Source organism: Cellulomonas wangsupingiae (assembly GCF_024508275.1).
In the GTDB taxonomy this organism is placed as follows: domain Bacteria; phylum Actinomycetota; class Actinomycetes; order Actinomycetales; family Cellulomonadaceae; genus Cellulomonas; species Cellulomonas wangsupingiae.
Map to the genome: position 1 here is coordinate 2,172,571 of NZ_CP101989.1, position 22,791 is coordinate 2,195,361.

At 73.2% G+C, this 22,791-nt stretch carries 18 protein-coding genes; 6 read left to right on the forward strand and 12 right to left on the reverse strand.

Going from position 1 to position 22,791, the window contains the following annotated elements:
• Window positions 1-95: 95 nt before the first annotated feature.
• Window positions 96-1,028 carry a site-specific tyrosine recombinase XerD gene (locus NP075_RS10110; protein WP_227563065.1) on the reverse strand — a complete coding sequence of 311 codons (933 nt, stop codon included), beginning with the start codon at window positions 1,026-1,028 and terminating at the stop codon, window positions 96-98.
• 10 nt (window positions 1,029-1,038) lie between these two features.
• Complete coding sequence (locus NP075_RS10115) at window positions 1,039-2,034, reverse strand: heme o synthase (RefSeq protein WP_227563066.1); 996 nt, start codon at window positions 2,032-2,034, stop codon at window positions 1,039-1,041.
• A gap of 416 nt (window positions 2,035-2,450) precedes the next feature.
• Between NP075_RS10115 and tkt the strand changes: the two genes are divergently transcribed.
• The 5 genes from tkt to pgl all read left to right on the forward strand — a co-directional run bounded on the left by tkt (window position 2,451) and on the right by pgl (window position 9,869).
• Window positions 2,451-4,619 carry a transketolase gene (gene tkt, locus NP075_RS10120; protein WP_227563067.1) on the forward strand — a complete coding sequence of 723 codons (2,169 nt, stop codon included), beginning with the start codon at window positions 2,451-2,453 and terminating at the stop codon, window positions 4,617-4,619.
• Between the two features lie 86 nt (window positions 4,620-4,705).
• On the forward strand, window positions 4,706-5,839 hold the full coding sequence (gene tal, locus NP075_RS10125) for a transaldolase (protein WP_227563068.1): 1,134 nt from the start codon (window positions 4,706-4,708) through the stop codon (window positions 5,837-5,839).
• Window positions 5,836-7,377, forward strand: a complete 1,542-nt coding sequence (gene zwf, locus NP075_RS10130) for a glucose-6-phosphate dehydrogenase (protein ID WP_227563069.1) — start codon at window positions 5,836-5,838, stop codon at window positions 7,375-7,377. The genes tal and zwf overlap by 4 nt, the downstream gene beginning before the upstream one ends.
• The gene (gene opcA, locus NP075_RS10135; RefSeq protein WP_227563070.1) at window positions 7,374-8,291 is read left to right on the forward strand and encodes a glucose-6-phosphate dehydrogenase assembly protein OpcA; all 918 of its coding nucleotides are present in this window, start codon (window positions 7,374-7,376) and stop codon (window positions 8,289-8,291) included. Before zwf ends, opcA begins: the two co-directional genes overlap by 4 nt.
• A gap of 72 nt (window positions 8,292-8,363) precedes the next feature.
• Entirely contained in the window at window positions 8,364-9,869 is a 1,506-nt protein-coding gene (gene pgl, locus NP075_RS19090; RefSeq protein WP_308054123.1) for a 6-phosphogluconolactonase, read from the forward strand.
• 124 nt (window positions 9,870-9,993) lie between these two features.
• Here the strand turns inward: pgl and NP075_RS10150 are convergent, their stop codons facing one another.
• The 9 genes from NP075_RS10150 to uvrC form a co-directional block, all read right to left on the reverse strand.
• Window positions 9,994-10,341, reverse strand: a complete 348-nt coding sequence (locus NP075_RS10150) for an RNA polymerase-binding protein RbpA (protein ID WP_227563071.1) — start codon at window positions 10,339-10,341, stop codon at window positions 9,994-9,996.
• Window positions 10,342-10,353: 12 nt separating this feature from the next.
• Window positions 10,354-10,599, reverse strand: a complete 246-nt coding sequence (gene secG, locus NP075_RS10155) for a preprotein translocase subunit SecG (protein WP_089799182.1) — start codon at window positions 10,597-10,599, stop codon at window positions 10,354-10,356.
• A 244-nt stretch (window positions 10,600-10,843) separates the two neighbouring features.
• Window positions 10,844-11,638 (reverse strand): triose-phosphate isomerase, encoded by a 795-nt coding sequence (gene tpiA / locus NP075_RS10160; protein ID WP_227563072.1) that lies wholly within the window; start codon window positions 11,636-11,638, stop codon window positions 10,844-10,846.
• A gap of 3 nt (window positions 11,639-11,641) precedes the next feature.
• Entirely contained in the window at window positions 11,642-12,841 is a 1,200-nt protein-coding gene (locus NP075_RS10165) for a phosphoglycerate kinase (RefSeq protein ID WP_227563073.1), read from the reverse strand.
• 119 nt (window positions 12,842-12,960) lie between these two features.
• Window positions 12,961-13,965: a type I glyceraldehyde-3-phosphate dehydrogenase gene (gene gap, locus NP075_RS10170; RefSeq protein WP_227563074.1), complete on the reverse strand. Its 1,005-nt coding sequence runs from the start codon at window positions 13,963-13,965 to the stop codon at window positions 12,961-12,963.
• 243 nt (window positions 13,966-14,208) lie between these two features.
• Window positions 14,209-15,189 carry a DNA-binding protein WhiA gene (gene whiA, locus NP075_RS10175; RefSeq protein WP_227563075.1) on the reverse strand — a complete coding sequence of 327 codons (981 nt, stop codon included), beginning with the start codon at window positions 15,187-15,189 and terminating at the stop codon, window positions 14,209-14,211.
• 58 nt (window positions 15,190-15,247) lie between these two features.
• Entirely contained in the window at window positions 15,248-16,258 is a 1,011-nt protein-coding gene (locus tag NP075_RS10180; RefSeq protein WP_227563076.1) for a gluconeogenesis factor YvcK family protein, read from the reverse strand.
• Entirely contained in the window at window positions 16,255-17,196 is a 942-nt protein-coding gene (rapZ, locus tag NP075_RS10185; protein ID WP_227563077.1) for an RNase adapter RapZ, read from the reverse strand. Before rapZ ends, NP075_RS10180 begins: the two co-directional genes overlap by 4 nt.
• Entirely contained in the window at window positions 17,193-19,223 is a 2,031-nt protein-coding gene (gene uvrC / locus NP075_RS10190; protein ID WP_227563078.1) for an excinuclease ABC subunit UvrC, read from the reverse strand. Before uvrC ends, rapZ begins: the two co-directional genes overlap by 4 nt.
• Window positions 19,224-19,324: 101 nt before the next feature.
• On the opposite strand from uvrC, the gene NP075_RS10195 reads away from it, so the two are divergent.
• Complete coding sequence (locus NP075_RS10195; RefSeq protein WP_227563079.1) at window positions 19,325-19,837, forward strand: OsmC family protein; 513 nt, start codon at window positions 19,325-19,327, stop codon at window positions 19,835-19,837.
• 28 nt (window positions 19,838-19,865) lie between these two features.
• On the opposite strand, the gene uvrA is transcribed toward NP075_RS10195, so the two are convergent.
• Window positions 19,866-22,733, reverse strand: a complete 2,868-nt coding sequence (uvrA, locus tag NP075_RS10200) for an excinuclease ABC subunit UvrA (protein ID WP_227563228.1) — start codon at window positions 22,731-22,733, stop codon at window positions 19,866-19,868.
• Window positions 22,734-22,791 lie beyond the last annotated feature (58 nt).

The window sequence follows — 22,791 nt, forward strand, 5'->3', positions numbered from 1 at the left end:
CTCCCCGTCGCCCGTCCGGGCCCACCTCGCGGGCCAACCTACCGGAGCGCGGCCGGTGCACCGGGTACGACAGACCGGGCGCACCGCGATCCGCATCACCGGGCACGCGGGTGGCTCGCGGCGTACACCTCGCGCATCGTGTCGGGCGTCACCATCGTGTAGATCTGCGTCGTCGTCACCGACGCGTGACCGAGCAGCTCCTGGACCACGCGGATGTCGGCACCGCCGGCGAGCAGGTGCGTCGCGAACGAGTGCCGCAGCGTGTGCGGGGACACGTGCGCGGCGTCGAGGCCGGCGCGCTCGGCGGCCGCGTGCAGCACGGCCCAGGCCGACTGCCGGCTCAGCCGCGCGCCGCGCGTGTTGAGGAAGATCGCGGCGTTGCCCCGCCCTGCCGCGGCGAGCACCGGACGACCGCGCACGAGGTACGCGTCGACCGCCTCGGCGGCGAACGACCCGACGGGCACGACGCGTTCCTTCCCGCCCTTGCCGAGGAGCCGCACCGCCGCGCGCCCGGGGGTCAGGTCGAGGTCGTCGACATCGAGGCCGACGGCCTCGGAGATCCGTGCGCCGGTGGAGTAGACCAGCTCGAGCAGCGCGCGGTCGCGCAGCGGCACCGGGCCGTCGCCCACGCCCGCGGCGTCCAGCAGCCGGCCGACGTCGTCGACGGAGATCGCCTTGGGGAGGCGTCGCGGCTGCGCCGGCGGGCGCACGTCCGCCGCGGCGTCGGTGGGCGCCAGCCCGTCCAGGGCGAGGAAGCGGTGCCAGCCGCGCAGCGCGACGACGCTGCGCGCCACGGAGGACGGCGAGAGCACCGCGCGGCCGTCCGACCCCGTGCGCAGCACCAGCACGTAGTCCTCGGCGTCGCGCCCCGTGATCTGCGCCGGCTCCGTGCGGCCGGACGCGCGCAGGTGCTCGACGTAGCGCGTCAGGTCCCTGCGGTACGCCGCGAGCGTGTGGGCGGCCAGGCCGCGCTCGACCGCGAGGTGCGCCAGGTAGCCCTCCAGCGCGGCGGTCAGGCGGTCGGGCACGTCCGCGTCGTCACAGCGGGAGGAAGACGTCCACCGCGATCGCGACGGACAGCAGCGTGAGGTACGTGATCGACCCGTGGAACACGGTCATGGCGCGCAGCGGCGGGTGCTGGGGGTCACGGGCCCGGCACAGCAGCCCGACGCACAGCCACAGGAACCACCCGCCCAGGGCCGCGGCGACGGCCGCGTAGACCCAGGTCATGCCGGCGACGGGCACCAGCAGCAGCGAGCACGCGATCATCGCGAGCGTGTAGGCGATCATCTCCCGAGCGACACGCGTGTCGGCCGCGACGACCGGCAGCATGGGCACGCCCGCCGCGGCGTAGTCGCGCCGGAACTTCATCGACAGCGGCCAGTAGTGCGGCGGCGTCCAGAAGAACACCACACCGAACAGCAGGACCGCCGACCACGAGACACCGCCCGTGACGGCCGACCAGCCGATGACGACCGGCATGCAGCCGGCCGCGCCGCCCCACACGATGTTCTGCGGCGTGCGTCGCTTGAGGATCATCGTGTAGCCGACCACGTAGATGAGGATCGCGGCCGCGGTGAACACGGCCGACGCGGGGTTCACGGCGAACCACAGCCACGCGAGCGAGACGGCACCGAGCACGAGGCCGAACACCAGGGCGGCCCGCGGCGTGATGCGCCCCGTGACGATCGGCCGGCGGCGCGTACGGTTCATCACCTCGTCGATGTCGCGGTCGAGGTACTGGTTGAGGGTGTTCGCCGCACCGGCCGCGCCGGCCCCTCCGACGAGCGTCGCCACGACGAGACCGAGCGGGGGGAAGCCGCCTGCCGCGAGGAACATCGTCGGGATGGTCGTGATGAGGAGCAGCTCGATGACGCGGGGCTTGGTCAGGGCGACGTAGGCCGCGACCGTCCGGAGCGCCGCCGACCAGCCGTGGGCACGGTCGTCGTGCGCGTCGTGCGCGGGCGTCGGGACCGGGGTCCCGCCGCCGTCCACCGGGGCACCGGCGGGGGCGTCCGGTCGGCTCGCGTCCACGGACGCGGGGGTGGAGAGGCGCACGCGCTTCGGTTTCCGTTCGGCAGGTCGGGCGGGGGCTGCCGGCGTCCCGTCGCGGCGGGGGGGCGGCCGGGACCGAGGTCCCGCCTGACATGGTACGCACCCTGCCCCGCGGGCGGCAGGAGGCCGCACTGTGACGGGGTCGTGCGCACACGTGAGTTCCGTCGCATCCGGGCGGGTCGCCGCGGTGCCGGGGGTCCGATCGGGCCTGGCAAACGTTTGCTACGGGGATGGAACGGGCGAGCGGCCCGCTCGACGCGCGCTATAGGCTCGCCACCAGCAGACCTCCCCGTCCGACGACGCGACGGGGCCCAGACCGGGCGCGCCGCTCTTGGCGGTCGCCACCCGGAGACTCGGAACGACGCCCCGCGCGTGCGGGACGGGAATGAGGTGCGGTGAACGCGAAGGCTCCCCTGGCCACCACAGTCGGCTGGTCCGACCTGGACGTGCGAGCGGTGGACACCGTCCGCGTGCTCGCGGCGGACGCGGTCGAGAAGGTCGGCAACGGGCATCCCGGCACGGCGATCAGCCTCGCCCCGGCGGCCTACCTGCTCTACCAGAACGTGATGCGGCACGACCCGACCGACCCGCACTGGCTCGGGCGGGACCGCTTCGTGCTGTCGGCGGGGCACTCGAGCCTCACGCAGTACATCCAGCTCTACCTCGCCGGCTTCGGCCTCGAGCTCGAGGACCTCGAGGCGCTGCGCACGTGGGGCTCCAAGACCCCGGGGCACCCCGAGTACCGCCACACCGCGGGCGTGGAGATCACGACCGGACCGCTCGGCCAGGGCCTGGCCTCGGCCGTCGGCTTCGCGATGGCCTCGCGCCGCGAGCGCGGCCTGCTGGACCCCGAGGCGGCGCCCGGCACGAGCCCGTTCGACCACCACGTCTACGTCATCGCCTCCGACGGCGACCTGCAGGAGGGCGTGACCAGCGAGGCCTCCTCGCTGGCGGGCACCCAGGAGCTCGGCAACCTCGTCGTGCTGTGGGACGACAACCACATCTCGATCGAGGGCGACACGCAGATCGCCTTCACCGAGGACGTCCTCAAGCGCTACGAGTCCTACGGCTGGCACGTGCAGTACGTCGACTGGACCGTCGGCGGCGAGTACCGCGAGGACGTCGACGCCCTGCACGCGGCGATCGAGGCGGCCAAGGCCGTCACCGACAAGCCGTCGTTCATCGGCCTGCGCACGCTCATCGCGTGGCCGACGCCGGGCAAGACGGACGACCACTCGTCGCACGGCTCGAAGCTGGGCGGCGACGCGATCCGCGGGCTGAAGGAGATCCTCGGCTTCGACCCCGAGAAGTCCTTCGAGGTGGCCCCCGAGGTCCTCGCGCACACCCGGTCGCTGGCCGACCGCGCCGCGACCGAGCGCGCCGCCTGGCAGCAGAAGTTCGACGCGTGGGCGAGCGCGAACCCGGACCGCAAGGCCCTGCTCGACCGCCTGCGCGCCGACGCCCTGCCCGAGGGCTGGACCGACGCGCTGCCGACGTTCCCCGCCGGCAAGGCCGTCGCGACGCGCGCCGCGTCGGGCGAGGTGCTCTCCGCGCTCGCCCCGGTGCTGCCCGAGCTGTGGGGCGGCTCCGCCGACCTCGCGGGGTCGAACAACACGACGATGAAGGGTGAGCCGTCGTTCCTGCCGGCGCACCGCTCGTCGCACGAGTTCGCCGGTGACGAGTTCGGCCGCACCCTGCACTTCGGCATCCGCGAGCACGCCATGGGCTCGATCCTGTCGGGCATCCGCCTGCACGGGCTGACCCGCCCCTACGGCGGCACGTTCTTCACGTTCTCCGACTACATGCGCGGCGCCGTGCGCCTGGCGGCGCTCATGGGCGTCAACGTGACGTACGTCTGGACGCACGACTCGATCGGCCTCGGCGAGGACGGCCCGACGCACCAGCCGGTCGAGCACCTCGCGGCGGTGCGCGCCATCCCCGGGCTCGCCGTCGTGCGGCCCGCGGACGCCAACGAGACGGCCGCCGCCTGGCGGGCGACGCTCGAGCGCACCGACGGTCCGGTCGCCCTCGTCCTGACCCGCCAGAACGTGCCCACGTTCCCGCGGGGCGAGGACGGGTTCGCCACCACGGACGGTGTCGCCAAGGGTGCGTACGTGCTCCTCGAGGCGTCGTCGGGCACGCCCGACGTCGTGCTGATCGCCACCGGCTCGGAGGTCCAGCTCGCCGTCGAGGCGCGCGAGACCCTCGAGGCGTCGGGCGTCGCGACGCGCGTCGTGTCGGCCCCGTGCCTCGAGTGGTTCGCCGAGCAGGACGACGAGTACCGCGAGTCGGTCCTCCCGTCCTCGGTGCGCGCACGGGTGTCGGTCGAGGCCGGCATCTCGCTGTCGTGGCACAAGATCCTCGGCGACGCCGGCCGTGCCGTCTCGCTCGAGCACTACGGCGCGTCGGCGGACTACCAGACGCTGTACCGCGAGTTCGGCATCACGGCCGACGCCGTGGTGGCCGCGGCGCACGACTCGATCGGTGCCGCACGCGGGGCGCACGCCCCGTCCGACCGTCCGGACGCGTCCGCGCAGTCCGGCACCGGCGACCTGCCGGCCTGACGCAGCAGACGTCGGCGGGGCCGGCTGCGGCCGGCCCCGCCGACGAGCAGGACGTGGATGCACTCGTGGGACGAAGGGGAACGACGATGACCTCCAGCACCACCCCCCTGCAGGCGCTGGCAGACGCCGGCGTCGCAGTGTGGCTCGACGACCTGTCCCGGCAGCGCATCGCGTCCGGCGGCCTCGCCGACCTGGTCCGTCGCGGCGTCGTCGGCGTCACCACCAACCCGACGATCTTCGCCTCCGCCCTCGCGGACGGCGACGCGTACGACGCCCAGCTGCGCACGCTCGCGGCGGACGGCGCGGCGGTCGAGGAGGCCGTCCTGCGGATCACGACCGACGACGTGCGCGACGCCTGCGACGTCCTGCGCCCCGTGTACGACGCGACCGACGGCGTCGACGGGCGCGTCTCGATCGAGGTGGACCCGCGGCTCGCCCGCGACACGGCCGCCACGATCGCGTCCGCCGAGACCATCTGGTCCGAGATCGAACGGCCGAACCTCTTCGTCAAGATCCCCGCGACGGTGGAGGGCCTGCCGGCCATCACGGCGGCCCTGGCCCAGGGCATCAGCGTCAACGTCACGCTGATCTTCTCGCTGCAGCGCTACCGCGCCGTGCTCGACGCGTTCGTCGAAGGGCTCGAGCAGGCGCGTGCCGCCGGCCTGGACCTGGCACCGATCGCGTCCGTCGCGTCGTTCTTCGTCTCGCGCGTCGACGCCGCCATCGACCCGCGGCTCGACGAGATCGGCTCCGACGAGGCCAAGGCGCTGCGCGGCACCGCCGCGATCGCGAACGCCCGCCTCGCCTGGGGCGTGTACCAGGACGTCGTCACGGGTGAGCGGTGGCAGGCGCTGGCCGCGGCGGGCGCGCGGCCGCAGCGCCCGCTGTGGGCGTCGACCGGCGTGAAGGACCCCGCCTACCCGGACACGCGCTACGTCGACGAGCTGGTGGTGGCGGGCACCGTGAACACGATGCCCGAGAAGACGCTGGACGCCGTCGCCGACCACGGGGACGTGCGGGGTGACACCGTCACGGGGACGCAGGACGCGTCCGCCGTCCTGCTCGACCGCATCGAGGCGCTCGGCATCTCCGTCGACGACGTGACCGAGACGCTCGAGGTCGAGGGCCTGCGCAAGTTCGAGGCGTCCTGGGCCGAGCTGCTCGAGACGGTCGAGACCGGCCTCGCCCGCGCCGCGGGTGCGACCGGGACGGCCCGGTGAGCCCCGCCAAGGTCGGGCCGGACCTCAACCCGCTGCGCGACGCGCGCGACCGGCGCCTGCCGCGCATCGCGGGGCCCTGCGGTCTCGTCATCTTCGGTGTCACCGGGGACCTGGCGCGCAAGAAGCTCATGCCGGCCGTGTACGACCTGACGAACCGCGGCCTGCTGCCGCCCGGCTTCGCGCTGACGGGCTTCGCACGCCGCGACTGGGAGACCCAGGACTTCGAGCAGGTCGTCCGGGACTCGGTCAAGGAGTACGCACGCACGCCGTTCCGTGAGGCGACCTGGCGGCAGCTTTCCGAGGGGATCCGCTTCGTCCAGGGCACGTTCGACGACGACGACGCGTTCGACCGCCTCAGCAAGACGGTCGAGGAGCTCGACGTCACGCGCGGGACCGGCGGGAACCACGCGTTCTACCTGTCCGTGCCGCCCAGCTCCTTCCCCGTGGTCTGCGAGCAGCTCGCCCGGTCGGGCCTGTCGCAGCCGAAGGAGGGCACCTGGCGTCGCGTCGTCATCGAGAAGCCGTTCGGCCACGACCTGGAGTCGGCGCGCGAGCTCAACGACATCGTGTCCCAGGTCTTCAACCCCGACGACATCTTCCGGATCGACCACTACCTCGGCAAGGAGACGGTCCAGAACCTGCTGGCGCTGCGCTTCGCGAACCAGCTGTTCGAGCCGATCTGGAACGGCAACTACGTCGACCACGTGCAGATCACCATGGCCGAGGACATCGGCATCGGCGGACGCGCGGGGTACTACGACGGCATCGGCGCCGCACGCGACGTCATCCAGAACCACCTCCTGCAGCTCCTGGCCCTGACGGCGATGGAGGAGCCCGTCTCCTTCGACGCCGCGGCGCTGCGCGCCGAGAAGACCAAGGTGCTCTCGGCGCTGCGCCTGCCGCGCGACCTGGGCCGCCACACCGCCCGCGGGCAGTACACGGCCGGCTGGCAGGGCGGCGAGAAGGTCGTCGGCTACGCCGAGGAGGAGGGCTTCAACCCCGAGTCCACGACGGAGACGTACGCCGCGATCCGCGTCGACATCGACACGCGACGCTGGGCCGGGGTGCCGTTCTACCTGCGCACGGGCAAGCGCCTGGGCCGACGCGTCACCGAGATCGCGGTCGTGTTCAAGCGCGCGCCGCACCTGCCGTTCGAGGCGACCGCCGCCGCCGAGCTGGGCAAGAACGCGCTGGTGATCCGCGTCCAGCCCGACGAGGGCGTCACCCTGCGGTTCGGCGCCAAGGTGCCCGGCACCGCCATGGAGGTCCGCGACGTCACGATGGACTTCGGGTACGGCCACGCGTTCACCGAGTCCTCCCCCGAGGCGTACGAGCGCCTCATCCTCGACGTGCTGCTGGGCGACCCGCCGCTGTTCCCGCAGCACGAGGAGGTCGAGCTGTCCTGGAAGATCCTCGACCCCGTCACCGAGTACTGGGCGGGCAAGGGCAAGCCCGACGAGTACCGCGCAGGCACGTGGGGGCCCGCGTCGGCCGACGAGATGATGGCCCGCGACGGGCGCGCCTGGAGGCTCCCGTGATCATCGACATGCCCGACACGAGCACCCGCGAGATCAACCGGCGCCTGATCAAGGAGCGCGAGGAGGGCGGAGCCGTCGCTCTCGGGCGCGTGCTGACGCTCATCATCGACGCCGACGCGCACGACCCGGAGGACGCGATCGCCGCGGCCAACGCCGCCAGCCGCGAGCACCCGTGCCGCATCATCGTCATGACGGAGAGCACCGCCGACCGGGAGTCGAACCTCGACGCCCAGATCCGCCTCGGCGGTGACGCGGGCGCCAGCGAGGTCATCATCCTGCGGATCTCCGGCGCCGTGACGCGGCACGTCGACACGCTCGTCATGCCGCTGCTGCTGCCCGACGCCCCGATCGTCGTCTGGTGGCCGTACGACGTCCCGTCGAACCCCGCGGAGCACCCCCTGGGGCAGATGGCGCAGCGCCGCATCACGGACACCACGACGTGCTCGCGTCCGAGCCGTGCGCTGCGGGACCTCGCGCGCGTCTACGCCGACGGGGACACCGACCTGGCCTGGACCCGCGCGACCCTGTGGCGAGGGCTGATCGCCGCGACGCTCGACCAGCCGCCGTACGAGCCCGTGCAGCGCGCCGTCGTGACGGGCGAGAGCACGCACCCGTCGGTGGACCTCATGGCGGCGTGGCTCGCGCAGGCGCTGCGCTGCCCGGTCGAGATCGAGCGGGTCCCGGGCGCGCCGGCGATCACGCAGGTGCGGCTGGAGCGCACGTCGGGCGACATCGTGCTGGACCGCCCCGACGGCAAGACCGCGTCGCTGCGCCAGCCCGACCAGCCCGAGCACCGCATCGCGCTGCCCATCCGGCAGCTGCGCGAGTGCCTCGTCGAGGAGCTGCGGCGCCTCGACGCCGACGAGGTCTACGGCGAGGTGCTGCAGAAGGGCCTCGCCCGGATCGACGCCTGACCCGGTGAGGACCGGCCGCCGGGCCGGCCCCACCTCGACGACCCCGGCGCGCCGGGCACCCCGAGGAGACGCATGAGCCCCGCCACGCCCGAGGTCCTCGTCCACCCCGACGCCGACGTGCTGGCCGCGGCGACCGCGGCGCGCCTGCTCACGCGCCTGGTCGACCTGCAGTCCCACCGTGCGCCGCTGCACGTGGTGCTCACCGGCGGGACCGTGGGCATCGCCGCGCTGCGCGCGGTCGCCGCGTCACCCGCGCGTGACGCGGTCGACTGGTCGGGGGTCCACCTGTGGTGGGGGGACGAGCGCTTCCTGCCCGACGGCGACGCCGACCGCAACGAGACGCAGGCCCGGGAGGCGCTCCTCGACGCGCTCGGCGAGGCCCTGCCGGCTGGGAACGTGCACCCCGTCCCCGCCCTGTCCGACGACGTGCCGGACGGCGAGACCGCGGCACGCCGCTACGCGGCCGAGCTGCGGGCGCACGCCGGTGCCGACGGTCTCGCCCCACGGTTCGACGTGCTGCTGCTCGGCATGGGGCCGGACGGGCACGTCGCCTCGCTCTTCCCGGGCAGGTCCTCGCTGTTCGAGGCCAGCGCGCTGGTCGTCGCCGAGCACGACTCCCCCAAGCCGCCGTCCGAGCGCGTGAGCCTGACGTTCCCCCTCGTGCGGGCGGCGCGTGAGGTGTGGGTCGTCGCGGCGGGAGCGGAGAAGGCACCCGCCGTGGCCCGGGCCCTCGCGGGCGACGACGTGGCCCGGACGCCCGCGGCCGCGGCGCAGGGCACGGAGCGCACGCTGTGGCTGCTGGACGTCGCCGCGGCGGCCGAGCTGCCGGGGGCTGCTGCCGCGGAGCGCTCCGACGGCGGCTCGCACGCCGCGTCGTCGGGTGCGGCCGACGGGCTGCGGCCCCGCTCGGTGTCGTCCGCCGAGGCCGTGTGGGCCGCGGTCGACGCGTACGCCGCTCCCCTCGTCGCCGAGCCCCAGGAGGCCGTGGCCGTCCGCACGGCGGCCGCCGACGCCGGACTGCCCGACATCGCCGTCAGCGCCTCCCAGGGGCGCCTGCTGGACGTCCTGGCACGGGCCGTGGGCGCACGGCGCGTCCTGGAGATCGGCACGCTGGGTGGCTACAGCACCTGGTGGCTCGCCCGGGCCGTGCCCGACGACGGCACCGTCGTGAGCCTCGAGCTCAGCGAGGCGCACGCGGCGGTGGCGCGGGCGTCGCTGGCGGACGCCGGCCTGGGGCAGCGCGTCGACGTGCTCGTCGGGCCGGCGCTGGAGTCCCTCGACCGGTTGGCGGCCGCGGACGTCGAGCCCTTCGACCTGGTGTTCGTCGACGCCGACAAGCAGCAGCTCGCCGCGTACCTGGACCGCGCCGTGGCCCTCGCGCGGCCGGGGACCCTGGTCCTCGTCGACAACGTGGTGCGGGGCGGGGCCGTGGTCGACCCGGAGCACCCCGACGACCGCGTGCAGGGGGTGCGGGCGTTCTTCGCCCGCGCCGCCGCGGAGGGCCGGGTGGACGGCACGGTCCTGCAGACGGTGGGCGAGAAGGGCTACGACGGGTTCGCGCTGCTCATCGTGCGCTGACGACCCGCGCCCGATCCCCGCGCCCGATCCCGAGGACGGACGCCGACGGCGCCGCACCCCGTGGGGTGCGGCGCCGTCGTGACGTCCGGCTGAGAGCTCGACCGCTCCGGTCGGCGACGTGGGCTCAGCGGCCGCGGCGTGCCCGCAGCGCGGTGAGCGCCTCGTCGAGGATCGCCGCACCGTCCTCCTCGCTGCGACGTTCCTTCACGTACGCGAGGTGGGTCTTGTACGGCTCGTTCCTGCTCGGCGCGGGCGGCGCCTCGGGGTCCTGCCCGGCGGGGTACCCGCAGCGCGGGCAGTCCCACGTGACGGGCGCGTCCGCGGCCGCCTCCTCCGCGAAGCTGGGCCGTGTCTCGTGGCCGTTCGCGCACCAGTAGGAGATCCACACGCGCGGCGCGGCGTCGCCGCGCTCCGCCTCGCCCATCGGGCCGGCACCGACGCGCGACCCCCTGATCGCACTCCCGCTCGCCATGGCCAGGTCCCCCTACTCCGAGAACTTCTCGATCAGGCCGAGCAGGACGATCATGACCGTCCACAGCAGGGCGACGGTGACCGTGATCCGGTTGAGGTTGCGCTCCGCCACGCCGGACGACCCGGCGCCGGCGGTGATGCCACCGCCGAACATGTCCGACAGGCCTCCGCCCTTCCCCTTGTGCAGCAGCACCAGCGGGACGAGCAGGAGGCTGGTGAGCACCAGGAGCACCTGAAGGGTGATACGCAGACCAGTCACGTCGGTGGGATCCTCACTCGGGCGGTTCGGTGCGGCGGTGCAGCGGTGCGACCGGGCCGCGGGACGCGGCGGAGGTCGGTACCGGTGGAGCAGTGCGGCCGCTCGTCGACGGGGTCCGTCGCCATGGTGACCGCGGTACAGGGTAGGCGACGCAGGGCGGTGCATTCCACCACCCCGCGCCGCGTGGGACGCGCGCGGTGCGGACCGGGCCGCCGCGACGGGCGGCCCGGTCCCCCGCGGCCGGTCAGGCGACGGTGTGCGCCTGGTACCGCGCGATCTTCGCGAACTCCTCCGGGTCGAGGCTCGCGCCACCGACCAGCGCGCCGTCGACGTCCGGCTTCGCCATGATCTCGGCGACGTTGGACGACTTCACGGAGCCCCCGTACAGCACACGGACCGCGTCGGCCGTGGCCTGGTCGTACAGGTCGGCGACCTTGCCGCGGATCGCCGCGCACAGCTCCTGCGCGTCGTCCGGGGTGGCCGTCTTGCCGGTGCCGATGGCCCACACCGGCTCGTACGCGACGACGAGACCCGCCACCTGCTCGGCCGACAGGCCGGCGAGGGCGCCCTCGAGCTGCGCGAGGGTGTGCGGGACGTGCTCGCCGGCCTCGCGGACCTCGAGCGGCTCACCGACGCACAGGATCGGGACGAGCCCGGCCCCGAGCGCCGACTTCACCTTCGCGTTGACGAGCGCGTCGTCCTCGTGGTGGTACTCGCGGCGCTCCGAGTGGCCGACCGCGACGTACGTGACGCCCAGCTTGGCGAGGAACAGCGGCGAGATCTCGCCGGTGTACGCGCCGGACTCGTGGGCCGACACGTCCTGCGCGCCGTACACGAGCTCCAGCTTGTCGGCGTCCACGAGCGTCTGCACGCTGCGCAGGTCCGTGAACGGCGGCAGGACGGCGACCTCGACGGCCGCGTAGTCGTGCTTGGCGTCCTTCAGCGTCCACGCCAGCTTCTGCACGGTGTGCGTCGCCTGGTGGTGGTCCAGGTTCATCTTCCAGTTGCCCGCCATGAGCGGGGTACGGGTGCCTGCCATGCGTCAGCCCTCCAGGACGGCGATGCCGGGGAGGGTCTTGCCCTCGAGGAACTCCAGCGACGCGCCGCCGCCGGTGGAGATGTGGCCGAAGTCGGCCTCGTCGAAGCCGAGCGTGCGCACGGCCGCGGCGGAGTCGCCGCCACCGACGATCGTGAAGCCGCCGTTGCGGCCCGCGTCGACCAGCGCCTGCGCCACGGCACGCGTGCCGGCGGCGAACGCCTCGAACTCGAACACGCCGGCCGGACCGTTCCAGACCACCGTCTTCGCGTCCACGATCTTGGAGGCGAACAGCTCGGCGCTCCTGGGGCCGATGTCCAGGCCCATCTGGTCGTCGGGGATCGCGTCGACCGGGACCACCGTCGCCGGGGCGTCGGCCTTGAACTCGGGCGCGACGACGACGTCGACGGGCAGGACGATCTCGACGCCCTTCTCCTTCGCCGTGGCGAGGTAGCCCTTCACGTTGTCGATCTGGTCCTGCTCGAGCAGGCTCTTGCCGACCGAGTACCCCTGCGCCGCGAGGAACGTGAACAGCATGCCGCCGCCGATGAGCAGGCGGTCGGCCTTGCCGAGCAGGTTCTCGATGACACCGAGCTTGTCGGAGACCTTGGAGCCGCCCAGGACGACCACGTACGGACGCGCCGGGTCGTCGGTCGCCTTGCGCAGGGACTCGACCTCCTTCAGCACGAGCTGGCCCACCGCGTGCGGCAGACGCTGCGCGACGTCGTAGACCGAGGCCTGCTTGCGGTGCACGACACCGAAGCCGTCGGAGACGTACGCGTCCACGAGCGAGGCGAGCTCGTCGGCCAGGGCGCCGCGCTCGGCCTCGTCCTTGGAGGTCTCGCGCGCGTCGAACCGCACGTTCTCGAGCAGGGCGACCTGCCCGTCCTCGAGCGCCGCGACGGTGGCCTTGGCCGAGTCGCCCACGAGGTCGTCCGCGAGCGCGACGGGCTGGCCGAGGAGCTCGCCGAGGCGTGCCGCGACGGGCGCGAGCGAGTACTTCGCCTCCGGGGCGCCCTTGGGGCGGCCGAGGTGCGCCACGACGACGACGCGCGCGCCCTTGGCGAGCAGCGCCTGCAGCGTCGGGAGCGCGGCGCGGATGCGCCCGTCGTCGGTGATGGTCGTGCCGTCGAGCGGCACGTTGAAGTCGGAGCGGACGAGCACGCGCTTGCCGCGCAGGTCGCCCAGGTCGTCGATGGTCTTCATGATCTCCTACCTACCTGTCGCCGGCCGTGGCCGGCGACCTCGGTCTCCCCCGTCTGCGCGGGGCACGGTGTGGGCTCTACCGCCCCGGACGCATGGACTGCCTCAGTGCGTGACGGACGTCAGAGACGCGCGCCGACGTACTCGGTGAGCTTCACGAGGCTGCTGGAGTAGCCCCACTCGTTGTCGTACCAGGCGACGATCTTCACCAGGTCGCCGCTCACCTTGGTGAGCTTCGCGTCGAAGATGCTCTGGTGCGGGTTGCTGATGATGTCCGAGGACACGATCTCGTCCTCGGTGTACTCCAGCGTGCCCTTGAGGAAGCCCTCGGCGGCAGCCTTGACCGCGGCGTTGACCTCCTCGACCGTGACCTCGCGCGAGGCGGTGAAGGTCAGGTCGGTCGCCGAGCCCGTGATGACCGGCACGCGCAGCGCGAAGCCGTCCAGCTTGCCCTTGAGCTCCGGCAGGACGAGCGCGACGGCCTTGGCCGCACCGGTCGTCGTCGGCACGATGTTCTGCGCGGCGGCACGCGCACGACGAAGGTCGCGGTGCGGGCCGTCCTGCAGGTTCTGGTCACCCGTGTAGGCGTGGATCGTGGTCATGAGGCCACGCTCGATGCCGATCGCGTCGTTGAGCGCCTTGGCCACCGGGGCCAGGCAGTTCGTCGTGCAGGACGCGTTCGAGATGATGTGGTGCGCGGCCGCGTCGTAGTCCGTGTGGTTCACACCGACGACGAACGTGGCGTCCTCGTTCTTGGCGGGCGCGGAGATGATGACCTTCTTCGCACCGGCGTCGATGTGCGCCTTGGCCTTCGCGGCGTCCGTGAAGAAGCCGGTGGACTCGATGACGATGTCCGCACCGAGCTCGCCCCAGGGCAGGTCCGCCGGGTTGCGCTCGGCCAGTGCCCGGATCTTCTTGCCGTCGACGATGATGTTCTGGTCGTCGTAGTCCACGCTCAGCGGGAAGCGGCCCAGGACCGTGTCGTACTTGAGCAGGTGGGCCAGGGTGTGGTTGTCCGTCAGGTCGTTGACGCCGACGATCTCGATGTCGGCCCCCGAGGCCACGATGGCGCGGTAGAAGTTGCGCCCGATGCGGCCGAAGCCGTTGATGCCGACCTTGATGGTCACTTGCCCTCCTCGGCACGCGCCGAACCCATGCCGGCGCACACAGTTGGTGTTCGGGTCACGCACGCCGCTGTGCGTCCCGACCGCCACTGACCACCACCGGCCGGGGCATGCCCAGCGCGTTGCGTCCTCGTTGCGATCGGATGACTTGAGCCTATACCCGGAGGCGTGGGGCTCGCCCAAGACGAAGGTCCACCCCCCGGGGCGTTCGCATGCTGGACGATCCGGGGCTGCCGACGGGCGACGTCAGAGGTCGAGCAGGTCAGGACTGAGGCCTGCCTCGGTGTCGGGGATGCCGAGCTCGGCCGCGCGGCGGTCCGCGGTCGCCAGCAGACGACGGATGCGCCCGGCGACGGCGTCCTTCGTCAGCGGCGGGTCCGCGAGCTTGCCGAGCTCCTCGAGCGACGCCTCCTTGTGCGCGAGGCGCAGCTCGCCGGCCTGGCGCAGGTGCTCGGGCAGGTCGTCCCCGAGGATCTCGAACGCGCGGTCGACGCGGGCGCCGGCCGCGACGGCGGCGCGGGCCGACCGGCGCAGGTTCGCGTCGTCGAAGTTCGCGAGCCGGTTCGCCGTGCCGCGCACCTCGCGGCGCACCCGGCGCTCCTCCCACACGAGCATCGTGTCGTGGGCGCCGAGACGGGTGAGCATGGCGCCGATCGCGTCACCGTCGCGGATGACCACGCGGTCGACGCCGCGCACGTCGCGCGCCTTGGCCGCGACACCGAGGCGCCGCGCGGCGCCCACGAGCGCGAGCGCCGCCTCCGGCCCCGGGCACGTGACCTCCAGCGCGGACGACCGCCCCGGCTCGGTCAGCGAGCCGTGGGCCAGGAAGGCGCCACGCCAGGCCGCCTCGGCCTCACCGACGCCCGCGGACACGACCTGCGGGGGCAGCCCGCGCACGGGTCGTCCGCGGTTGTCGAGCAGGCCCGTCTGGCGGGCCAGGGACTCCCCGTCCTTCACGACACGCACCACGTAGCGGCTGCCACGCCGCAGCCCGCCGCCGGAGACGACGATGATGTCGCTCTCGTGCCCGTAGATCTCGGCGATCGCCTGACGCAGGCGCCGCGCCGCGATCCCGGTGTCCAGCTCGGCCTCGATGACGATCCGGCCCGAGATGATGTGCAGCCCGCCGGCGAACCGCAAGGTCGCGGAGATCTCCGCCTTGCGGCAGGAGGTCTTGTCCACCTTCAGCCGGGCGAGCTCGTCCTTCACCTGTGCCGTCAGCGCCATGGCGTCATCCTGCCATTGGTGCCCGGGTGATCGTGACGGTCCCGTGACCCGTGATCTGTCAGGTGCCGCCGAGCGCGTCGGTCCCCGTCGTGGTCCCCACGTCGCCGAGGTAGTCGTCGACCACGTCGCGGAGGGCCGCGGCCAGGCGTAGCGGGTCGTGGACCGCGCTGCCGTCGCCGCGGCGGACCTGGCGCACCAGCAGCCGCGTGCCGGTCGCCGCGCACAGGTCGGCGAGCTCACCGACGTCCTCCACGGACGCGGGGTCCGCGACGACGGCGTGGATCGGCAGCTCGGGGGCGTGCGTGCGCAGCACCGCGAGGTGGTCGACGGCGCGCATGCCGGCGGTCTCGTCGTCCGGTGTGAGGTTGAGCGTGACCACGATCCGCGCGGACGTCCCGAGCAGCGCGGCCCGCAGCTCGGGCACCAGCAGGTGCGGGAGCACCGAGGAGTACCAGGAGCCCGGTCCCAGCACGACCCAGTCGGCGTCCATGACCGCGGCGACGGCCTCCGGGCACGCCGGCGGGTCCACGGGATCCAGGCGCAGCTGCTCGATCCGGTGCGGCGTGACGGCGACGTGCGTCTGGCCGCGGACGACCTCGGCCCGCCCGTCCTGCGTGCGCACGTCGGCCTCGATGCACAACGGCACCATGGACATCGGCAGCACCCGGCCCCGGGCGCCCAGCAGCCGGCCGACCAGGTCGAGGCCCCCCACGGTGTCCCCGAGCAGCTCCCACAACGCCACGATGAGCAGGTTGCCCACGGAGTGCCGGTCCAGCGGGCCGTCGGTCGAGAAGCGGTGCTGCAGCAGGTCGCGCCACGTGCGACCCCACTCCGAGTCGTCGCACAGCGCCGACAGGGCCATCCGCAGGTCACCGGGCGGCAGCACGCCCATCTCGTCGCGCAGGCGACCGGAGGAGCCGCCGTCGTCCGCGACGGTGACGACCGCGGTGATGCGGTCCGTCATGAGCCGCAGCGCCGAGAGCGACGCCGACAGCCCGTGCCCGCCGCCGAGCGCGACGACCGCCGGACGGGCGGGGTCGCCGAACCGGCCCACGGCCGACGCGCTCACTCCTTGCCCAGGTCGCGCGCCGTCACCCGCACCCGGTGGCCGCGCTCGCGCAGCCGCGCGGCGATCGCCTCGCTGATCGCGACGGAGCGGTGCTTGCCGCCGGTGCAGCCCACGGCGATCGTCGCGTAGCGCTTCTCCTCGTGCAGGTAGCCCGCCAGCACCGGCTCCAGCGCGTCGACGTACCGTTCGACGAACAGGAGCGCACCCGGCAGGGACAGCACGTAGTCGCGCACCGGGGCGTCCCGGCCCGACAGGTGCCGCAGCTCGGTGATCCAGTACGGGTTGGCGAGGAAGCGGACGTCCGCCACGTGGTCGGCGTCCAGGGGGATCCCGTACTTGAAGCCGAACGAGAGCACGGACAGGTGCAGCACGTCGTCGCTCGGCCCGGCGACCTCGGCCCGGATGACCCGCGCGAGGTCGTGCACGTTCAGCTCGGAGGTGTCGATGATCGTGTCGGCGCGCTCGCGCAGGTCGGACAGGAGCGCACGCTCGTCCTCGATCCCGTCGAGGATGCGGCCAGCGCCCTGCAGCGGGTGAGGGCGCCGCACCTGCTCGAAGCGCCGCACGAGGACCTCGTCCGACGCGTCGAGGAACAGCACGCGCAGGTCCACGCCGCTGCCTTGCAGCTGGTCGAGCACGCCGGTCAGGGCGGCGAAGTACTCCCGGCCGCGCACGTCGATCACGGCGGCGAGCCGGCGTGCGCCCGTCCCGACCGGGCCGCTGGTGAGCATGCCGACGAGGTGGGTCAGCATCTGAGCCGGCAGGTTGTCCACGACGTACCAGCCGAGGTCCTCCAGGACGGCGGCGGCGCGCGTGCGGCCCGCGCCGGACATGCCCGTGATGACCAGGACCTGCGGCAGCTCGAGCACGGGTGCCTCGGCAGCTGCCTCGAGGGCCGGGATACCCGCCGGCACGGTGATCGGCGAGGGCTCGGTCATGCCCCCAGGATGCCAGGCTCGGCGCCCTGGGGGTCGCCTGACCCGCCGGGCGCCGGCGCGGCACCGGGGGCGCCGACCGGCCCGGCCAGGGCCGCGACCACCGCCTCGGCGGTGCGGGCGCCCATGCCCGGCACCGTGGCGATCTCCTCGGCCGACGCCGCGCGCAGCCGCTTCACCGAGCCGAAGTGCCGCAGCAGCGCCGCCTTGCGAGCCGGGCCGAGGCCCGGCACGTCGTCGAGCACCGACGCCGTCATGCCCTTGCTGCGTCGCTTGCGGTGAGCAGTGATGGCGAACCGGTGCGCCTCGTCCCGCACCCGTTGCAGCAGGTACAGCCCTTCCGACGCGCGCCGCAGGATCACGGGGTACTCCTCCCCCGGCAGCCACACCTCCTCGAGGCGCTTCGCCAGGCCGCACAGGGCCACGTCGTCGATCCCGAGCTCGGCCAGCGCCGCGGCGGCCGCCGCCACCTGCGGCGGCCCGCCGTCGACCACCACGAGGTTGGGCGGGTAGGCGAACCGCGTGGGGCGGCCCGTGCGCTCGTCGATGGGACCGCTGCGCGGGGCGTCGTCCTCGTCGCCCTCCCCCAGGTCGAGGTCCTGCGAGTCGACACGGGCCGCGAGGTACCTCCGGAAGCGCCGCGTGATGACCTCGTGCATCGCCGCGGTGTCGTCGCGGGCACCCTCGCCCTCGGGCCCCCGCACGGTGAACAGCCGGTACTCGCTCTTGCGTGCCAGACCGTCCTCGAAGACGACCATGGACGCCGACTGGTACGTGCCCTGGTTGTGCGACACGTCGTAGCACTCGATGCGCAGGGGCGCCGTCGGCAGGTCGAGCGCCTCCTGGATCTCGCGCAGCGCCAGGCTGCGGCTCGTCAGGTCGCCCGCACGCCGCGTGCGGTGCAGCGCGAGGGCGTGCTCGGCGTTGCGCAGCACCGTCGCCGCGAGCTCACGCTTGTCACCCCGCTGCGGCACGCGCACCTGCACCCGGCTGCCGCGCAGCCCGGACAGCCACGCCTGGACCTGCTCGACGTCCGTCGGCAGCACGGGGACCAGCACCTCCCGCGGCACCGACGCCGGGGCCGACTCGGCGTCCTCGTTGCCGTACACCTGCTGCAGGAGGTGCTCCACGAGCGCGGCGTCGTCCAGGTCCTCGACCTTCTCGACGACCCAGCCACGCTGACCGCGGATCCGCCCGTCGCGCACGTGGAAGACCTGGACCGCCGCCTCCAGCTCGTCCCCCGCGAGAGCGAACACGTCGGCGTCGGTCCCGTCGGACAGCACGACCGCGTTGCGCTCGGTGGCCTTCTCGAGCGTCGCGATGTCGTCGCGCAGCCGCGCGGCGCGCTCGTAGTCGAGCTCCGCGGCGGCCGCCTTCATGGCCTGCGTGAGCCTGCGCGTGAACCGCGCCGTGTCGCCCGCCATGAAGTCGCAGAAGTCCTGCGCGAGCTGGTGGTGCTCGTCGACGCCGATGCGGCCCACGCACGGCGCGGAGCACTTGTCGATGTAGCCCAGCAGGCACGGCCGGCCCTGCTGCCGGGCACGCTTGAAGACCCCGGCCGAGCAGGTGCGCACCGGGAAGACGCGCAGCAGCAGGTCGACGGTCTCCCGGATCGCCCACGCGTGGGCGTAGGGCCCGAAGTAGCGGGTCCCTCGTCGCTTCGCGCCGCGCATGACCTGCACACGGGGCACCTCGTCGGCCATCGTCACCGCCAGGTACGGGTACGACTTGTCGTCGCGGTACTTGACGTTGAACCGCGGGTCGAACTCCTTGATCCAGGTGAACTCCAGCGCCAGGGCCTCGACCTCGGTGCCGACGACCGTCCACTGCACCGATGCCGCCGTGGTGACCATCTGCTGCGTGCGCGGGTGCAGCCCGCCGATGTCCTGGAAGTAGCTGTTGAGCCGGTTGCGCAGGCTCTTGGCCTTGCCGACGTAGATGACGCGGCCGTGCTCGTCCCGGAACCGGTAGACGCCCGGGGCGTCCGGGATCTCACCCGGCGCGGGTCGGTAGGTCGCGGGATCGGCCATGCCTCCGAGCCTATGTCGGGTGACCGACAGACCCGTTCCCGCGCCCGGGCTCCCGGGGGGTACGCACCTCACGCTGTGACGCGCACCACTAGGGTCTGTCCATGGCACAGCTGCTGCACCAGTACTCCGTCGACCTCACGTGGACCGGTGCGGGCGACGCCGGCACGGCGACCTACACGTCGTACGGCCGCGACCACACGCTGACCTCGGGCGCCAAGCCGCCGCTGCCCGGCACGTCCGACCCGCACTTCCGGGGCGACCCGAACCGCTGGTCGCCGGAGGACCTCCTGGTCGGCGCCCTCGCGCAGTGCCACATGCTCTGGTTCCTGCACCTGGCCGCCGCCGCCGGGGTCGTGGTCGTCGGCTACCAGGACGCGGCGTCGGGGACGATGCGCATCGAGGCCGCCGGGAACGGGCAGTTCACGGAGGTGGTGCTGCGCCCCCAGGTGCAGGTGCGCGGCACGACCACCGAGGGCGGCACCGTCGTCGCTCCCGAGCTGCTGGCGGACCTCCACCACCGGGCGCACGAGCACTGCTTCATCGCGCGCTCCGTCAACTTCACGGTCCGGGTCACGCCCGGCGCCGTCACGGTCGAGCAGCAGCCGGCCGTCTGACGCGTCCCGCCGCGCCGGCGGCCGGCCGTCACGCCGGGACGCTGACGCGTTCCGCCTCGGGCTCCAGCACCTCGGCGAGGAACCGCCCGGTGTGGCTCTCGGGGACGGCGGCGACGTGCTCCGGCGTCCCCTCGGCGACCACCGTGCCGCCGCCGGACCCGCCCTCGGGGCCCATGTCGACGACCCAGTCGGCGTTCTTGATGACGTCGAGGTTGTGCTCGATCACCAGCACGGTGTTGCCCTTGTCGACCAGCGACTGCAGGACGCCGAGCAGCTTGCGGATGTCCTCGAAGTGCAGCCCGGTCGTCGGCTCGTCCAGCACGTAGATCGTGCGGCCGGTCGAGCGCCGCTGCAGCTCGGCGGCGAGCTTGACGCGCTGCGCCTCACCGCCCGAGAGCGTCGGCGCCGGCTGCCCGAGGCGCACGTAGCCGAGACCGACGTCGACGAGGGTGCTCAGGTGGCGCGAGATCGCGGGCACCGCCGCGAAGAACCCCGCGGCCTCCTCGATCGGCATGGCCAGGACGTCGGCGACGGTCTTGCCCTTGAAGTGCACCTCGAGCGTCTCGCGGTTGTACCGCGCCCCGTGGCACACCTCGCACGGGACGTACACGTCGGGCAGGAAGTTCATCTCGATCTTCAGCGTGCCGTCGCCGGAGCACGCCTCGCAGCGCCCGCCCTTGACGTTGAACGAGAACCGCCCGGGCGTGTAGCCGCGCACCTTCGCCTCGGTCGTCTCGGCGAACAGCTTGCGCACGTGGTCCCACACACCGGTGTAGGTGGCCGGGTTGGAGCGCGGCGTCCGGCCGATCGGGCCCTGGTCGACGTGCACCACCTTGTCGAGCTGGTCCAGGCCCGTGACACGCCGGTGACGCCCCGCCACCTGGCGCGCGCCGTTGAGCTCGTTCGCCATCACCGTGTACAGGATCGAGTTGACGAGCGTGGACTTGCCCGACCCCGAGACCCCGGTGACCGCCGTGAGCACACCCAGCGGGAACGAGACGTCGATCCCCCGCAGGTTGTTCTCCCGCGCACCCACCACCGTCACCTGACGCGACCGGTCGACCGGCCGGCGCTGCGCCGGCATGGGGATCGAGCGGCGCCCCGACAGGTACGCACCGGTGACGGACTCGGTCGACGCCAGCAGGCCGTCGAGGTCGCCGGAGTGCACCACCCGGCCGCCGTGCTCGCCGGCCCCGGGCCCGATGTCGACGATCCAGTCCGCGGTCCGGATCGTGTCCTCGTCGTGCTCGACGACGATGAGCGTGTTGCCCAGGTCACGCAGGCGGGTGAGCGTGTCGATCAGCCGGCGGTTGTCGCGCTGGTGCAGACCGATCGACGGCTCGTCGAGCACGTACAGGACGCCCACCAGCCCCGAACCGATCTGCGTCGCGAGACGGATGCGCTGCGCCTCCCCGCCCGACAGCGTCGCGGCCGGACGCATGAGCGACAGGTAGTCCAGCCCCACGTCGAGCAGGAAGCCCAGGCGCGCCTGGATCTCCTTGATCACCTGGGCGGCGATCGCCCGCTCGCGCTCACCGAGCTGCAGACCGTCGATGAACGTGCGGGCCTCGTCGATGGGCAGCGCGCACACGTCCGCGATCGAGCGCCCACCGATCTTGACCGCGAGGACCTCGGGCTTCAGCCGGGTGCCGTCGCACGCGGGGCACGGCACCTCGCGCATGTAGGCCTCGTACTTCTCCTTGCTCCAGTCCGAGTCCGTCTCGGCGTGGCGGCGCTGGAGGAAGGTGATGACACCCTCGAAGCCCGTCGAGTACTGCCGCTCACGGCCCCACCGGTTGCGGTAGCGGACGTGCACCTCGTGGTTCTGCCCGTGCAGCACGGCGTCCCGTGCGCGCTTCGGCAGCGCACGCCACGGCGTGTCCATCGAGAACCCGAGGTCGGCGGCGAGCGCCGTCAGGACCCGCTGGAAGTACTCGGACGACGTCTGCGCCCACGGCGCCACCGCACCCTGCGCGAGCGAGAGCTCGTCGTCGGGGACGACGAGGTCCGGGTCGACCTCGAGACGCGAGCCGATGCCGGTGCACTCGGGGCACGCACCGTACGGCGCGTTGAACGAGAACGTCCGCGGCTCGACCTCCTCGAGCGTGAGGACGTGGTCGTTGGGGCAGGCCCGCTTCTCGGAGAACCGGCGCTCCCGCTGCGGGTCGTCGGCGTCGGCGTCGACGAGCTCGACGACCAGCAGGCCGTCGGCCAGGCCGAGCGCGGTCTCGACCGAGTCGGTCAGCCGGCGCTGGACGCCGTCGCGTGCGACCAGGCGGTCGACGACGACCTCGATGTCGTGCTTGAGCTTCTTCTCCAGCGCCGGCGGCGACGCGAGCTGCACGACCTCACCGTCCACCCGCGCACGCGAGAACCCCTTGCCCTGCAGCTCGCGGAACAGGTCGGCGTACTCCCCCTTGCGGCCGCGCACGACGGGCGCGAGCACCTGGTAGCGCGTGCCCTCGGGCAGCTCGAGGAGCCGGTCGACGATCTGCTGGGGAGTCTGGGCCGTGACACGCTCGCCGCACACCGGGCAGTGCTGCGTGCCGGCGCGGGCGAAGAGCAGGCGCAGGTAGTCGTAGACCTCGGTGATCGTGCCCACGGTCGAGCGCGGGTTGCGGTTCGTCGACTTCTGGTCGATCGACACGGCCGGCGACAGCCCTTCGATGAAGTCGACGTCCGGCTTGTCCATCTGGCCCAGGAACTGGCGCGCGTAGGCGGACAGCGACTCGACGTACCGCCGCTGCCCCTCCGCGAAGATCGTGTCGAACGCCAACGAGGACTTGCCGGAGCCGGACAGCCCGGTGAACGCGATCAGCGCGTCACGAGGAAGGTCGAGGTCGACGTTGCGCAGGTTGTGCTCGCGCGCCCCGCGGATCACGAGGCGGTCGGACAGTGGTTCGGTCACAGCGGACGAGTCTACGTCGGACCACCGACAGTCGCACAGGTGTTCG

Coding starts and splice junctions, on each gene's coding strand:
- tal (WP_227563068.1), top strand. CDS start 4,706: ATGACCTCCAGCACCACCCCCCTGCAGGCGCTGGCAGACGCCGGCGTC.
- pgl (WP_308054123.1), top strand. CDS start 8,364: ATGAGCCCCGCCACGCCCGAGGTCCTCGTCCACCCCGACGCCGACGTG.
- NP075_RS10150 (WP_227563071.1), bottom strand. CDS start 10,341: ATGGCGAGCGGGAGTGCGATCAGGGGGTCGCGCGTCGGTGCCGGCCCG.
- tpiA (WP_227563072.1), bottom strand. CDS start 11,638: ATGGCAGGCACCCGTACCCCGCTCATGGCGGGCAACTGGAAGATGAAC.
- NP075_RS10165 (WP_227563073.1), bottom strand. CDS start 12,841: ATGAAGACCATCGACGACCTGGGCGACCTGCGCGGCAAGCGCGTGCTC.
- whiA (WP_227563075.1), bottom strand. CDS start 15,189: ATGGCGCTGACGGCACAGGTGAAGGACGAGCTCGCCCGGCTGAAGGTG.
- rapZ (WP_227563077.1), bottom strand. CDS start 17,196: ATGACCGAGCCCTCGCCGATCACCGTGCCGGCGGGTATCCCGGCCCTC.
- uvrC (WP_227563078.1), bottom strand. CDS start 19,223: ATGGCCGATCCCGCGACCTACCGACCCGCGCCGGGTGAGATCCCGGAC.
- NP075_RS10195 (WP_227563079.1), top strand. CDS start 19,325: ATGGCACAGCTGCTGCACCAGTACTCCGTCGACCTCACGTGGACCGGT.